This is a genomic window from Nocardia sp. CDC153 (assembly GCF_035818515.1).
In the GTDB taxonomy this organism is placed as follows: Bacteria; Actinomycetota; Actinomycetes; order Mycobacteriales; family Mycobacteriaceae; genus Nocardia.
On sequence record NZ_JAYKYU010000003.1, the window covers coordinates 208,407 to 222,693 of the forward strand.

General features: G+C 70.0%; 12 protein-coding genes. 9 read left to right on the forward strand and 3 right to left on the reverse strand.

Annotated features, from left to right (window positions below; all coding sequences use genetic code 11):
- Positions 1–98: 98 nt before the first annotated feature.
- The 4 genes from VMT65_RS17800 to VMT65_RS17815 all read left to right on the forward strand — a co-directional run bounded on the left by VMT65_RS17800 (position 99) and on the right by VMT65_RS17815 (position 5,522).
- Entirely contained in the window at positions 99–1,085 is a 987-nt protein-coding gene (locus VMT65_RS17800) for an SDR family NAD(P)-dependent oxidoreductase (protein ID WP_326309397.1), read from the forward strand.
- A 465-nt stretch (positions 1,086–1,550) separates the two neighbouring features.
- Positions 1,551–2,942, forward strand: coding sequence for a nitrilase-related carbon-nitrogen hydrolase (locus VMT65_RS17805; RefSeq protein ID WP_326309398.1), 1,392 nt, complete (start codon positions 1,551–1,553; stop codon positions 2,940–2,942).
- Positions 2,943–3,128: 186 nt separating this feature from the next.
- The gene (locus tag VMT65_RS17810; RefSeq protein WP_326309399.1) at positions 3,129–3,893 is read left to right on the forward strand and encodes a hypothetical protein; all 765 of its coding nucleotides are present in this window, start codon (positions 3,129–3,131) and stop codon (positions 3,891–3,893) included.
- Positions 3,894–3,911: 18 nt separating this feature from the next.
- Positions 3,912–5,522 (forward strand): DNA polymerase Y family protein, encoded by a 1,611-nt coding sequence (locus VMT65_RS17815; protein ID WP_326309400.1) that lies wholly within the window; start codon positions 3,912–3,914, stop codon positions 5,520–5,522.
- Between the two features lie 22 nt (positions 5,523–5,544).
- Here VMT65_RS17815 and VMT65_RS17820 read toward each other — a convergent pair whose 3' ends face one another.
- Positions 5,545–7,113 carry an ArnT family glycosyltransferase gene (locus VMT65_RS17820; protein ID WP_326309401.1) on the reverse strand — a complete coding sequence of 523 codons (1,569 nt, stop codon included), beginning with the start codon at positions 7,111–7,113 and terminating at the stop codon, positions 5,545–5,547.
- A gap of 239 nt (positions 7,114–7,352) precedes the next feature.
- Here VMT65_RS17820 and VMT65_RS17825 point away from each other — a divergent pair, with 239 nt between their 5' ends.
- The 4 genes from VMT65_RS17825 to VMT65_RS17840 all read left to right on the forward strand — a co-directional run bounded on the left by VMT65_RS17825 (position 7,353) and on the right by VMT65_RS17840 (position 11,176).
- Positions 7,353–8,117 (forward strand): alpha/beta fold hydrolase, encoded by a 765-nt coding sequence (locus tag VMT65_RS17825; protein WP_326309402.1) that lies wholly within the window; start codon positions 7,353–7,355, stop codon positions 8,115–8,117.
- Positions 8,118–8,141: 24 nt separating this feature from the next.
- Positions 8,142–8,702: a YdeI/OmpD-associated family protein gene (locus VMT65_RS17830; protein WP_326309403.1), complete on the forward strand. Its 561-nt coding sequence runs from the start codon at positions 8,142–8,144 to the stop codon at positions 8,700–8,702.
- Between the two features lie 70 nt (positions 8,703–8,772).
- Positions 8,773–9,771: a sucrase ferredoxin gene (locus VMT65_RS17835; RefSeq protein ID WP_326309404.1), complete on the forward strand. Its 999-nt coding sequence runs from the start codon at positions 8,773–8,775 to the stop codon at positions 9,769–9,771.
- Positions 9,772–10,024: 253 nt separating this feature from the next.
- Positions 10,025–11,176 (forward strand): serine/threonine-protein kinase, encoded by a 1,152-nt coding sequence (locus VMT65_RS17840; RefSeq protein WP_326309405.1) that lies wholly within the window; start codon positions 10,025–10,027, stop codon positions 11,174–11,176.
- Between the two features lie 6 nt (positions 11,177–11,182).
- Here VMT65_RS17840 and VMT65_RS17845 read toward each other — a convergent pair whose 3' ends face one another.
- Together VMT65_RS17845 and VMT65_RS17850 are read right to left on the reverse strand one after the other, a co-directional pair.
- Positions 11,183–11,824: a response regulator transcription factor gene (locus tag VMT65_RS17845; RefSeq protein ID WP_326309406.1), complete on the reverse strand. Its 642-nt coding sequence runs from the start codon at positions 11,822–11,824 to the stop codon at positions 11,183–11,185.
- Positions 11,825–11,873: 49 nt separating this feature from the next.
- Positions 11,874–13,178 (reverse strand): PspC domain-containing protein, encoded by a 1,305-nt coding sequence (locus VMT65_RS17850; RefSeq protein ID WP_326309407.1) that lies wholly within the window; start codon positions 13,176–13,178, stop codon positions 11,874–11,876.
- Between the two features lie 351 nt (positions 13,179–13,529).
- Between VMT65_RS17850 and VMT65_RS17855 the strand changes: the two genes are divergently transcribed.
- Positions 13,530–14,180, forward strand: coding sequence for an MspA family porin (locus tag VMT65_RS17855; RefSeq protein ID WP_326309408.1), 651 nt, complete (start codon positions 13,530–13,532; stop codon positions 14,178–14,180).
- The last annotated feature ends 107 nt before the right edge of the window (positions 14,181–14,287 follow it).

The following is a 14,287-nucleotide window of genomic DNA, read 5'->3' on the forward strand; positions in this document are numbered from 1 at the left end:
GAAACCGAATGGTCTCTACGGCGGCACGCTCGGGCGGTCGTAGCGCGCTAACTGACTCTGGAGTAAGTTCTGGGTAATTCCCTCTGCAAGGAGCAGCGATGAGCGATAACTCGGCCGAGCACGGCACCGGTTACCTGGCCCGACGGCGCGCCCGCCGCGATCTGACGGACAAGCACGTCGTCATTACCGGCGCGTCCTCCGGCATCGGCCGCTCGGCCGCTTTCGCCGTCGCGGACAAGGGCGCGGTCGTCATCCTGCTGGCCCGCCGGGCCGACGAGCTGTCCAGCGTGGTGGACGAGATCAACGCCAAGGGCGGTCGGGCGTTCGGCTACCAGTGCGATGTCACCGATCAGGACTCCGTCGACAAGACGCTGAAGACCATTCTCGAGACCCACGGGCACGTCGACATGCTGGTCAACAATGCGGGCCGATCCATTCGCCGGGCCGTGCACCGCTCCACCGACCGCATGCACGACTTCGAGCGCACCATGGCCGTCAACTACTTCGGCGCGGTGCGCATGACCCTGGGCCTGCTCCCCCAGATGCGGGAGCGCGGACACGGTCACATCGTGAACATTTCGAGCGCGGGCGTCCAGGTCGCCACCCCGCGCTTCGCCGCCTACCTGGCCAGCAAGGCCGCCCTCGACAAGTTCGCCGAGGTGACCGCCGCCGAAATGCGGTCCAGCAACATCACTTTCACCACCATCCACATGCCGCTGGTGCGTACCCCCATGATCGCCCCCAGCGGCGACCAGGGCACCGGCACCCAATCCCCCGAATGGGCCGCCGCCACCATCGTCCGCGCCCTGTCCGAGCGCCCCCGCCAAATCGACGTCCCCATCGGCACTTTGGCCGAATACGGCCAGCTCTTCGCCCCCGGCATCAAGGAACGGGTGCTGCACCGCTACTACCGCGCCCTCCCCGACTCCCCCGCCGCGAAGGGCGAAGCCGCCCCCGAACCGGACACCGACGACGAGGAACCCCTCGACCCTCCGCGCCGCCGCCGCAATGTCCCACCCGCCGTTCGCGTTACCGGCACCGCCCTCCGCCGCGCCGCCCGCCTCGTCCCCGGCACCCACTGGTAACTCGTCCCCGCCCGAGCGGCCCGTGCTGGACCGGCGAGGTCCGGGCGACCGTGCTCACCGCGATGCCGCGGGCTTCGCGCAGGTAGGTCGGCGACCACCCACACCAGCAGGTCGTAGCCGAGGAGCCCGAGGCGGAAGTGAGGGCCGGGCAGCGGAGTCGGGCGAGTCACCGTCCACCGTCCGCCCAGGACATCGCGCTGAATGTCGAGAAGGCGTCCGCGCCAACGCATGTCGATGGGACGTGAGCCAGGGCGAGATCCGGTGTGGGGTCCTCACTCTCGCGTAGGGGGTGAGCGTCACCCTTGTGCGGGAGGCGGATCGGGGTGGACGGTCCCGGAGTGTGAGGCGCGATTCGCTCTCGGCGGCGATGTGCCGGGGCGGCGGGTGGACCAGCATGGATGGGTGATGACCCAGAGGCTTGCCGAAGAGTCCGTGCGGAGGGGTCGGCCCGCGAAGGTTCTTCTGGTGGTCGCCGCTTCGGTGGTGTCGGCGGTGCTGTGGAAGTTCGGGACCGGGATGCATCCGTGGCCCGGACTCGTCGCCCTGGCACCGCTTCCGGTTTTGCTGATCGCCCCGCGGGTGTCGGCCGGGGTGGCGTTCGCGGCCGCGTTCCTGTCCTGGCTCGCCGGGGCGATTCCGTATCTGCACTACTTTCTCGTCACCGTCGAACAGCCGTTGCCGTCCGCGATCGGGCTGCTGGTGGGTACCGCGGCGGTGTACGGCGGGCTGATCGTGTTGACGCGGAGGCTGATTCGGTGCGGGCGACCGGGGTTGGCCGTTCTCGCGCTGCCCTCCGGGTGGGTCGTCATGGAGTACCTGATCTCCGTGGGCGGGCCGTTCGGGGCGTGGTGGAGCGTGGCCTACACCCAGTCGGACGTGTTGCCGCTGATCCAGATCGCCTCGCTGACCGGCTGGCTGGGCATCTCGTTTCTCGTCATGCTGGCACCGGCGATCGCGACGGTGCTGATCGATACCGGGATACCCGCCCGAGCCCGAGCCCGGTGCGCGGCAGCGGGTCTCGCCCTCGCCATCGCGGTGGGTGGCTACGGGTTCTGGCAGCTTTCGGACGCCGCGGGCCCCACGGTGCCGGTGGGTTTGGTCGCCGTCGCGCAGCCCGAGGACTATGTCCCGGTCGATTCCCCCGACGGCCGGGACATGATCACCCGTGTCGTGGCCGAGGTGGAGCGGCTCGCCGATCGCGGGGCCAAGGCCGTGGTGCTTCCCGAAAAGTCCTGGCGCGCCACCGAATCCACCCTGCCGACCCTCGCCGCTCCCCTCACCGAGGTCGCGACCCGCCGCAATGTGCACGTCATCGCGGGCGTGCTCCTCGCCCGCGGCGACGCCACCGTGAACGCCGCCATCGACTATCCCACCGGCGTCCGCTACGAAAAGCATTACCTGGTCCCGGGTTTGGAATCCGATCTGCGCCCCGGCCACGACTGGACCCGGATCCCCGACACCTCCTGGGCCCTGGCGATCTGCTTCGACCTCGACCGCCCCACCCTGGTCCGCGCCAACCGCGCCCGCGGTGCGACCCTCCTGCTGGTCCCCGCCCTCGATTTCCGCGAGGACCGCTGGCTACACAGCCGCATGGCCGTATTGCGCGGCGTCGAATCCGGTATCGCGGTGGCCCGCGCGCCCCAACTGGGCCAACTCGTGGCCAGTGACCCGCACGGCCGCCTCCTCGCCACCGCCGACACCGACATCACGATCACCCGCTCCGTGTTCGCCGAACTCCCCCAACCCACCCGCGAAACCCTCTACGCCCGCGTCGGCGACTGGTTCGCCGCCCTCGCCGGACTCCTGTTCGCCCTGACGGTGCTGGCATCGGCCGGGTCGCGCAGACATAACCGCTGATCATCGCCCCGCGGCCGGCCCGGCCCGGCGGCCGTGGCGCGGAACACTGCCTCTTGACGCGTCCTGCGACTCGAGTTCTACTGTGCAGTGATCGAACATACTTTCGATTATGTTAGGTAGCTGAGCCGGTGCTGGCTCGTGAGGTTCCGAGGGTTTCCCGTCGACTGGGGAGAAGGTGGTCACTGGATGGGTGCGGCTGCGGAGGCCAAGCGGGAGCGGCTGGCCGAATTGCGGCGGAAGATGGCCGCGATTCCGGCGCGCGGCGCCGAGGCCGGGTCGTCGATGACCTCGGCCGCGCGGATGCCGGTGGCGCGGGAGTCGCGGCGGGAGACGCTGCCGGTGCCGACGGCACTCGAAAACCTGCTGCCCGACGGCGGATTGGCGAAGGGCTCGGTGGTCGTCTACAACGGGGCCGGGTCCCTGATCGCCGGATTGCTGGCCGCGGTGACGAGCGCGGGCGGACATGCCGCCGTGGTCGGGATGCCGCGGCTGGGTCTGCTCGCGGCCGTCGAGATGGGCGCGCGGCTCGACCGGCTGGCCGTGGTCTCCGATCCGGGAGACGATCCACTCGAGGTTGCCTCTGTATTGCTGGATGGCCTGGACCTGGTCGTGCTCGGCCTGAACGGGCTCTCCGTCCCAATGTCGCGCACCCGGATTCTCGCCGCCCGCGCCCGCAGCAAGAACTCCACCCTCATGGTCACCAATGGCTCCTGGTCCGGCTCCGCCCTGCACATCGACACCCGGGTCTCCGGATACGACGGCCTCGGCCGCGGCTGCGGCCGCCTGCGCACCGTCCGCCTCGACATCTCCGTGCGCGGCCGCTCCGCCCAACCCCGCCACGGAAATCTGGCACTCAGCCCCATCGACGGCCGCGTGCAGTGGGTCACCGACCCCGCCCACCCCGCAACAACTCTCGACCCCCTGCGCCCAACCCGCCATGCCGCGGTCTGACCGCCCGGTGAGTCGGGTGTGAAGGCGCGGCGGGTGCTGGTGGTGTGGTGTCCGGATTGGCCCGCGGTGGCGGCGGCCGCGGCGGCCGGGGTGGCGGCCACGCGGGCGGTGGCGGTCTTCGCCAACAATCGGGTGGTGGCCTGTACGGCGGTGGCGCGGGCCGAGGGGATTCGGCGCGGGCTGCGTAAGCGGGAGGCGCAGGGGCGATGCCCGGATCTGCTGGTGGCGCAGGAGGATTCGGATCGGGACGCGCGGCTGTTCGAACCCGTGGTGTCGGCCGTGGACGCGACCGTGCCGGGGGTCGAGGTGCTGCGCCCGGGGATGCTGGCGCTGTCGGCGCGCGGCGCGGCCCGCTTCTTCGGTTCCGAGGAGGCCGCCGCCGAACGCCTGGTCGACGCGGTCGCGGCGGTGGGCGCGGAATGCCAGATCGGGATCGCCGACGAGCTGTCCACCGCGGTGTTCGCGGCCCGGCGCGCCACCCTGGTCCCGCCCGGCAAGGGCGCGGAATTCCTTGCCCCCATGCCGGTTTCGGAGCTGGCGGTGGAGCCGGTGCTGGCCGCCCCGCAGCGCGTGGAGCTGGTGGATCTGCTGCATCGCCTGGGCCTGCGCCGCATCGGCGACTTCGCGGCCCTCACCCCCGCCGAGGTGTCCTCGCGCTTCGGCGCGGACGCGATCATCGCGCACCGCTGCGCCCGCGCCGTCCCGGAGCGTCCGCCCGCCGCCCGCCTGCCCGCCGCCGACCTGACCGTCGAGCACCGCTGCGATCCCCCGATCGAGCGCGTCGACATGGCCGCCTTCGTCGGCCGCATGCTGGCCACCGAACTGCACACCAAGCTCGCCGCGGCGGCCGTGGCCTGCACCCGCCTGGTCATTCACGCCGAAACCGAGGCGGGCGAGGCGCTTTCCCGCGTCTGGCGCTGCGCCGAACCCCTCACCCCCGACAGCACCGCCGACCGCATCCGCTGGCAGCTCGACGGCTGGCTCACCCGCCGCGCCCTCGACCGCGCCCGGGCATCCCAGCTCCCCGACGACCGGGACTCCGGCCCGAACGCCGCCGTCATCCTGCTGCGCCTGGAACCGGTCGAGGTGGTCGCGGCGGGCGCGCTGCAGCTGGGCCTGTGGGGTGGTGTCGGCGAGGACGAGGAGCGTGCCCGCCGCGCCCTGATCCGGGTGCAGAGTCTGCTGGGCGGTGACGCCGTGCGCATGGGTGTGCTCAGCGGCGGCCGCGGCCCGGAGGAGCGAATCACCCTGGTGCCCCTCGGCGATGAGCCCGTGCCCGCCGCCGACCCGGCCCAGCCGTGGCCCGGCCGCCTGCCCGAGCCCGCGCCCGCGCTGGTGCTCACCCATCGCCCGCGGGTTCGCCTGGAGGCCGCCGACGGCGCCCCGATCTGGGTGACCGACCGCGGCCTGTTCACCGCCGATCCCGCACTCCTGCACTGGGGTAGCAGCTCCTGGCGGCTCACCGGGTGGGCCGGTCCGTGGCCGCTGGACGATCGCTGGTGGACCCGTCGGCACGGCTTCACCGCCCGCGCCCAGGTGCAGATTCACACCGAGGATGTGCGCCGCCTGCGTGCCCTGCTACTGCTCGGCTACGACCACGCCTGGCATGTGGAGGGGCTCTACGAGTAGTTCGACATCCCGAACGAGTCGTTCAAATGCCCAGCGGCAGGCGCAGATCCATCATTTCCGGCCAGAGCTCGGACCAGGGCCGCACCGGCCCGCGGCAGGCGAAGATCGCGATATCGCTGTTCACGCCCGGAAATCCATTGGGAACGTTCAAACGCTCGACCACGCTCACCGAGTCGAACTGCCGCCGCAGCGTCTGCTCGGCACTGCCGAGCCCGACATAGAGCACCGCGTCCGCGTCGGACGGCGGCGGCCCGAAGTAGCCGAATCCGCGGTTGGGGCTGTAGATGGGCGGCAGGTCGTAGTCGCGGCCGAAGTTCTGCAGCGCCGCCGCCTGCCAATAGTTCTGGGCGATGATCGCTTTCGGCCGCCCCGACTCCGGCAGCTGCCGATAGGCGTCGGCGGCCTTGGCGGTCAGCTCCGACCAGCCCGAGTAGCCGTAGATGCTGGTTCGCATGGCGAAATCGGCCTGCGTCCGGATCGCGCCGTGCGCGCGGGAGGGCGGCTGCGGCAGCGTGATCACGAGGGTGGTGATGATGGCCAGCGACAGCACCAGGATGGGCGCGGCGATCCGCCGCAGCAGCCGCCCGCCGCGATCGTTCACCGAATAGGGCAGCGAGGCCGCGCCGATGCCGAACAGCACGGGCAGGAATCCCGCCGTGTAGTACGGCCTGCCGTGCCCGACCAGCACGACGGCGACCAGCAACCCCGAGGCGACGAGCATGAACAGGTACGGCCGCAGCCAACGCTGCCGGGCCAGGCACCAGAACGCCCACCCGGCCAGCAGCCCGCCGAGCAGCCCGGCCAGTCCGATCATCTGCGGAATGCAGGCCAGCGGCCCGCCGCCCGCCGCGTCCTGTTCCGCGCCGATCACCTTGCTCATGGCCAGTGCGGGCCACCCGTGCGAGTTCTGCCACCACAGCCCGGGCACCGCGGAGAGGGCGAAGATGGCGATGCCGTTCCACAGCGCGGGCCGCCACAGCACGTGCCGCGGTCCCGCGACCAGCACGCCCCCGGCCAGGCACAGCAGGATGGTCGGGATGAACCATTTGACCTGCAGGTCGATGGCCGCGATGACGCCGATCGCGGTGAGCAGCCGGTCGTCTCGCGTGCGCAGCCAGCGGATCATCAACCAGATGATGGCGGCCTGCAGGGTGGCGTCGAAGGAGAAGGTGCTCAGCTGGACGGCCTGGGTGGCGGCCAGCGGCGAGACCCCGTAGGCGGCCGCCGCCAGCATTTGCGCGGTGCGCCCGCCGCCCAGTTCGTAGGCGACCGCGGCGCTGATCACCACCGCGCCGACCATCATGAGCACCGCGGGTAATCGGAGCACGGGTGGTGAGCCGGGTGCCACGGTGTCGGCCAGATGGGCGATCAGCGGAATGAGCACGCCTTGATCGGCGTAGGTCAGACTGCGGTGCGCTCCGGCCGCGACGAAGTACAGTTCGTCCCCGAAGTAGTCGTAGCGCAGCGTCGGGATGGCCAGGAATGTCCCGCTGAGTGCGGCGATCAGCAGGACCCAGACCGTTGCGAAGGATGGCCGCGGCGGGCTCGGTTCCTCGAGATCGACCGCGGGGGCGGCAGCATTGAGAACCATATTTCCCCGACAGAAAGCACTGTTTAATCGACGAGAACGCTACCGGCACGAATGACCGATTCTCCACAATGTGAAAGTGATCTATTTCACAGGCCAAACCGCTGCGCATTACCGCAGGACAATGAGTGTTTCCTCGTCATTCACCAACCGAATGAATAGGCAACCGAATCGGTCACCCGCTATGGCGGTGCGCACAAACTGCGGCGCCACTCCGGCCCCGATCCGTACCCTGGTTCCTCGTGGAGTCAGCGGTCACTCGGATCACGCTCGAGGACGTGTCCATCGCCTACCGGGATTCCGGAGCGACGGGCGGGCACCGCTACAGCGACACTCCGGTGATCCTCGTGCACGGCATGGGCGGAGACGGCCACACCTGGGATCGATTCGCGACCCAGCTCGTGCGCCGCGGCCGCCGGGTGATCATTCCCGATCTGCGCGGCCACGGCCGCAGCGCCCACACCGATTCCTACCTGTTCGCCGAATTCGGCGGCGACATCCTGCGCCTGTGTGAGCGACTCGAGCTCGAGACCGTGGATCTGGTCGGCCACTCCCTCGGCGGTTACGCCATCTCCTGGGTGGCCATGCGGCGCCCGGAGTTGGTGCGGCGCTTGGTGATCGAGGAGCAACCGCTGCCGCTGCGCTCCGGCGACGAGCAGATGACCTTCACCCGGCGACTGCCCTCGATCCCGGAACTCTGGCACGCCACCACCAGCCTGATCCGGCATCCGCGCGCGGTGCTGGCCTTCGACCGATCCATGACCGGGACCGCGCTCGAACAGTTCCGCAAGCCCTATCCGGAATGGTGGGAGGGGCTGGCCGAGATCACCGCGCCCACCCTGTTCCTGCGCGGCGGGCCCGGCGGCATGGTGGATCCGGAGAAGCTCGAGCAGGTGCGCACCAGCCTGGCCGACTGCACCGTGCGGACCTTCAGCTCCGGCCACAGCATCCACCGCGACCGCTATCGCGAATTCGAGACCGAAGTGCTCCCCTTTCTGGGCCATTGAGCAGCCGGTATCTACAGTTGAACGGTGTCCGCATCCGAGCGTCCCACGCTGTGGTTTCCCGACGAGCAGTCGTTCCGCGACTGGCTGTCGGCCAATCACGCGGCCGTGGACGGGATTTGGCTGAAGTTCGCCAAGAAGGGCTCCGGATTCGCCTCGCTCGACTATGACGCCGCGCTGCGACAGGCCCTGTGCTTCGGGTGGATCGACGGACAGTCCCGCAAGCTCGACGACGACTTCTTCATCATGGGATTCACCCCGCGCCGCCGTCGCAGCCAGTGGTCACAGCGCAATGTCGGCCTGGCGGGCGAGCTGATCGCCGCCGGGCTCATGCATCCGGCCGGGCAGGCCGAAATCGATCGGGCCCGGGCGGATGGGCGCTGGGACAATGCCGTCGGACGCGATCTGCCGCAGGACTTCCTGGACGCGCTGGCTCGACATCCGGAGGCGGCGGCCTTCTTCGAGACGCTGCCCGCGCAGTCCCGCCTCGCGGTCGGCTACCACCTGGGCAGCGCGGTGCGGCCGGAGGCGCGAGCGCGGCGGCTGGAGCAGGTGATTCGGAAGTTGATCGACGGGAAGCCGCTATGAGCGAGGAATTGCGACGGTGCGAGGGATTGGCGCGGTGCGAGGGATTGGCGCGGTGCGAGGGATTGGCGCGGTGACGGGGTTCGAGGGATTGTCGTGTTCGGCTGCGGCGCAGGAGGTTCCGCTACCCGGCAGCGCCACCCGGATTACCGGCTGGCTGTGCGTCGAGCAACCCGGGGCGTGGGGGCGCGACGTGATCGGCGACGAGGTGCTCGGCCCCGCCATCACACCGGAATTGGCCGCGCGCACCAAGGCCGCCCACGTGCGCCCGACTTTGATTCGCCGACCCGGGCGCAATGAATTCACCGGTGTCCGAACGGTTCTCCTGGCGAGTTCGCGACCCGAGGGCTCCTGGTGCGAACGCTTCGAAATCACCGATCTGCGAGAACTATTGGATATCGACCTGCATCTGTTGAACGGCCCGCCCCCGGGAATCGGTGCGGCGGTGACGGATCCGCTGGTGCTGGTCTGCGCCCACGGCAAGCGCGACCAGTGCTGCGCATTGCTGGGCCGACCCATTGCCGCGAGCCTGTCCGCCGCGAATCCGGACCGGGTCTGGGAGTGCTCGCACACCGGCGGGCACCGCTTCGCCCCCGCCGTCATCGTGCTGCCCACCGGGCTCACTTACGGCCGCCTGGACGAGGATTCGGCCCACACCATGCTGGCCGCCGCCGACAAGGGCGAGGTCTCGCTCACCGGTTTCCGCGGCCGCAGCTGCTACACCCCGGTCGAGCAGGTGGCGGAAGTGGCCGTCCGCCAATGCGTCGCCGACGCCTCCTACACCGCCGAGACACCGACCTCCGACGATACCGGCCTGGCCACCACCCACCCCGGCGATATCGACCCCACCGTCGGCATCGACGACCTCCTGGTCGAACCGGCCCCCGACCACCCCGAACTCTGCAGCGACCCACCCACATTCGCGGGCGCCGCCCACGTCACCCACCGCGACGGCCGCCGCTGGCTGGTCACCACCCGCACCATCGCCTACCCACCCCGCCAAGCCAGCTGCGGCGCCGCCCCCAAACTCGCCACCGCCGTAGTCGCCGACGAGGTCCACCCCCTCCCCTGAGCCACCCCCAGGGAGGACCACTCGGCCCACCCGCCCGGACCGGAGGCAACCACCACCATGGGCGGGTTTCGCGGGCGGGCGAGTCGGGCGATCGTTTCGTCCGGAAGGCCGGAATGGGTGGGAAAGTCTCGTCCGGGGTCCCAGGCGGCGGGCTGGAGGCGAAAAGCGGTGTGTCCGTGTGGCTCTGGGAGGGGGTCGCGGATGCGGGAGCCGACGGCCAGCAAACCCCAGGTTTCGAACCAGGCCAGTCAGGATGGTTTTCCGCTACCCTGCACCCGTGACCGAACGCGCCCGTCCCATTGTCGGCCCCGATTATCTGGTGGCCGGACGCTACCGTCTGCAGTCGAAGCTCGGTGGCGGCGGCATGGGCGCCGTGTGGCTGGCCACGGACCGGCTGCTGCATCGGGATGTGGCCATCAAGCAGGTGCTCACCACCGCGGGGCTCTCCGAGGAGGAGGCGCAGGAGGTCCGCAGCCGGATCATGCACGAGGGGCGGGTGGCGGCCAAGCTGTCGCACGAGCACGCCATCGCCGTGTACGACGTGGTGCTCGAGGCCGGTGAGCCCTGGCTGGTGATGGAGTACCTGCCCTCGCGCAGTGTGGCCAAAGCCCTTGCGCTGGTGGATCACCTCTCGCCCATCGAGGTGGCGCAGATCGGCGCGCAGGTGGCCGACGCGCTGGCGACCGCGCACGCGGCGGGCATCGTGCATCGCGACATCAAGCCCGGCAATATCCTGGTCGCCGATCGCGGCGACGAGGTCGGCATGGTGAAGCTGTCCGACTTCGGCATCTCCAGCGGAGCCAACGACGCCTCCGAGGAGATCGGCGACGTCATCACCGGCACCCCCGCCTACCTGCCGCCCGAGGTGGCGCGCGGGGCGCGGCCCACCACCGCCAGCGACGTATTCTCGCTCGGCGCAACGCTGTACACCGCGATCGAGGGCCAGCCGCCCTACGGCTTCGACGAGGACAGCAATGTCATCGTGGAGCGCGCCGCCATGGCGCAGATCATTCCGCCCGCCCGCAGCGGCCCGCTCACCGACGTCCTGCTGCACATGATGGAACCGGCCCCGCAGCGCCGCCCCACCATGACCGAGGCGCGCAACGAGATCCTCACCGCCGCCTTCGGACCCGGCACCGCGCCCTACATCCTGGGCGCGCCGGTCCGCACCGACGACGGCACCATTCCGGCCTGGGCCGCCCGCAATTCCGCGGCCGGACTGCGCAGCCCGCACTCCACCCCGCTGCCCCGCCCGCAGCGCGCCCAGGCGGCGGCCCCGGCCGCCCCGCAACCCAAGAAGGGCTTCGACCTCAGCTCCCTGGGACCGAACGCGGGCCCGCTCGCGGTAGCGATCGGATTGCTGATCGGGCTCTTGATCATCATCGTGATCTTGGTAGTTCTGTAAGAACTCTCAGTCGATGCGGCGGCGGTGCGCCCAGCGGGTCAAGGCATTCCGGTTGGACTGCTGGGTCTTTCGCAGCACGTTCGAGGCGTGCGTCTCCACCGTCTTGACCGAGATGAACAGGGTTTCGGCGATCTCGCGGTAGGTGTAGCCGCGCGCCAGCAGCCGCAGCACCTCCAGTTCGCGCGGGGTCAGCGAATCCAGTTCCGGATCCAGCGGCGGCTCGGGCACCGGCGACTTCCCGGTGAACGAGTCCAGCACGAACCCGGCCAGCCGCGGCGAGAACACCGCGTCGCCGCCGGACACCCGCCGAATCCCGTCCGCCAGTTCGGGTCCCGAGATCGTCTTGGTGACATACCCGCGCGCCCCGGCCCGGATCACCGCGATCACATCCTCGGCCGCGTCGGACACGCTGAGCGCCAAACACACCGGCCCCGGATCGATCCCCTGCAGCACCGCGACACCGCCCCCGTCGGGCATGTGGACATCGAGCAGCACCACATCCGGTGCGGTCGCCTTGATTCCGGCGATGGCCTCACCCACCCCGCCCGCCTCGCCGACCACCTCCATATCGGATTCGCGGCTCAGTTCCGCCCGCACCCCGGACCGGAACACCGCATGATCGTCGACCAGAAAGACCCGGACGCTCACCTAGTTCTCCTCACCTGACGCCGAACCCACCCACATCGGTACCACAGAATCACAGCTCCGCGGTCTCACCCGACACCGGCTGGTCCTGCTGCACCACCAGCCGCTCGTCCTCACCGTCGGTGCGCGGCATATAGATTCGCACCTCGGTGCCGGTGCCCGCCGACGACTTGATCTCCACGCGCCCGCCGCGGCGTTCGATGCGGCCGTGAATGGACTTGGCCACGCCCTGACGGTCCTTCGAGACGGTGTCCGGGTCGAAGCCCTTGCCGCGGTCGCGCACGAACACGCTCACCTGATGCGGTTCCACCTCGGCGTAGAGGTCGATGGTCGGCACCCCGGCGTGCTTGGCGGCATTGACCAGTGCCTCGCGGGTGGCCCCGAGCACGGCGGTGAAATGCTCCTTGGGCAGCCCGACTCCGCTGTCGTCCACATCCATCGACACATCGCCCACGGTCACCGGCGTGACCTTCACCCCGTGCTGATCCTCCACCTCGCCCGCGATGGTGCGCAGCGCGGCGGCGAGGGAGGACTGTGCCGGACCGGTGTCCTCGAACAGCCACTTGCGTAGCTCGCGCTCCTGAGAACGCGCCAGCCGCACCACTTCCTGGGGATCCTCGGCTTGGCGCTGGATCAGCGCCAAGGTCTGCAGCACCGAATCGTGCAGGTGCGAGGCGATCTCCTCGCGCTCGTCATTGCGAATCCGCGCCGCGCGTTCGGCATTCAGCGCCCGCATCATGCGCAGCCACAGCGGCACGGTGAGCAGCCCGGCCCCGACCAGGGTCACGGCCACGGCCAACAACGCGGAACCGAGCGAGCTGAGATTGATCCGGCCGAGCACCACCACGCCCAGGCCGACCACGATGAGGGTGGCGCCGCCGACAATGCGCGCCCAGGTCACCACCGAGGGTTTGGTGGGCAGTCCGATGACGGATCTCGGCCCGTCCGCGTCGAATTCGCGCCACACCAGGGCCGCGCCGATGGCGACCACGATGATCGGACCCACCACGTGCGCGGCCGTGCCGCTGAAGACCCAGGCCGTGGCGACCGACAAGGCCATGCCCAGCAAGGCCAACCCGATGGCCTGTCGCCGTTCCGACGGGGTCGGCGGGGACGCGTCGCCGCCGCCGGGGGTGAAGATCCACAGCATGCCGTACGCGACGATCCCGGCTCCGGCCAGCGCCGCCAGCAGCACGAAGCCGATTCGGACCTTGAAGACATCGACACCGAGGTGATCGGCGAGACCGCCCGCCACACCGCCCACAACGCGACCGCCGGTCCGCCGCACCAGCTTGGGTTGGGTCACGGGTGTGACCGACCCGCGGGCAGGGTCGTAGAAGGGCGCGGCCGGATACATGCCTTCGATATTGGCACGGGCGCCCGACAGCCGACATCAGGAAACACCCCGATTCCGGCCCTGAGGCCGCGTCTTGTCCGGTCCGGACGGAAAAGCGGTGCCGACCTGCGCGGATGCCGAATCGACCAGGGTTTCCGGACGCTATCCCGCTGATCTTCCCCTGACCGGACCGGACAGTCGGCCCGGTTGGCGGTTCGCCCGTCCCGCCCGGTCCGGATAACTGCTCCCACGCCTGTGATCAGCGCTTTCACCGCCGTCGCCGCCGCTGGGCCGCGCCCGGTCGGCACCGGTTTTCCTACCTTCATCTCAGCGGAGCCACCGGGCACCGCATCGAGAGTCGGGGAGGACTCAATGACCATCAAGAACGCGATCGCGGGTGCTGCCACCGCCGTGGGTCTGCTCTGCGGCGCACCCTTCGGAGCCATCGCCCACGCCGACGGGGGACTCGCACCGCACGAGAAGACGACCGTCGCGCCGAATGGCATGTCGGTCACGGTTGGGCACCGCGACAATGCGGCCCGCCCGGTCGCACCGTTGAACGGGATGCCGACCAGTCGAGAGGTCTACCTGGACAACACGTCCTACGGCAGTGTCGAGGGCGGCAGCGGCAAGATCCGGACCGGATACTTCGTCGCCTGCGCGGTGGATCTGGACGTGAGCTTCGACATCAAGGCCAAGGCCGGTGTCGACGTGACGGCCGATCTCGGAGTGTCCGCCGGCCTGGAGATGGTGACGCCGACCGCGAGCGTCGGTATCGAGCCCGAGATCGGTGCCGGCATCAGCTTCGATCTCGGCATCAAGCCCGGCAAGATCACCGATATCAAGCTGGGCGAGAAGGAGATTCCCGCGGGCGGCACCGGCTACATCGTCAACCGCGACTACCGCCTCACCGTGAACGGCTGCGGCGGCCCGCTGACCGTCCAGGCCTACACCATTATCGAGGGGACCTCCCCGGGAGCGGATGCGGCGGACTGGGTAATCGGCGACCCGTTCTCGCTGTGATCCGCCCGGAGCGGCGGCGCGGAATCCCGCGCCGCCGTTTCGGCATTCCCGTTCCCCGCCCGCTAGATTGGCGACATGCTCGCGGGGGACAAGGGAATACGGGGCTT

Bases quoted from the DNA above. Each gene is read 5' to 3' on its own strand.
- VMT65_RS17800 (WP_326309397.1), top strand. From the start codon at position 99: ATGAGCGATAACTCGGCCGAGCACGGCACCGGTTACCTGGCCCGACGG.
- VMT65_RS17810 (WP_326309399.1), top strand. From the start codon at position 3,129: ATGGGTGCGGCTGCGGAGGCCAAGCGGGAGCGGCTGGCCGAATTGCGG.
- VMT65_RS17820 (WP_326309401.1), bottom strand. From the start codon at position 7,113: ATGGTTCTCAATGCTGCCGCCCCCGCGGTCGATCTCGAGGAACCGAGC.
- VMT65_RS17840 (WP_326309405.1), top strand. From the start codon at position 10,025: ATGGTTTTCCGCTACCCTGCACCCGTGACCGAACGCGCCCGTCCCATT.
- VMT65_RS17850 (WP_326309407.1), bottom strand. From the start codon at position 13,178: ATGTATCCGGCCGCGCCCTTCTACGACCCTGCCCGCGGGTCGGTCACA.
- VMT65_RS17855 (WP_326309408.1), top strand. From the start codon at position 13,530: ATGACCATCAAGAACGCGATCGCGGGTGCTGCCACCGCCGTGGGTCTG.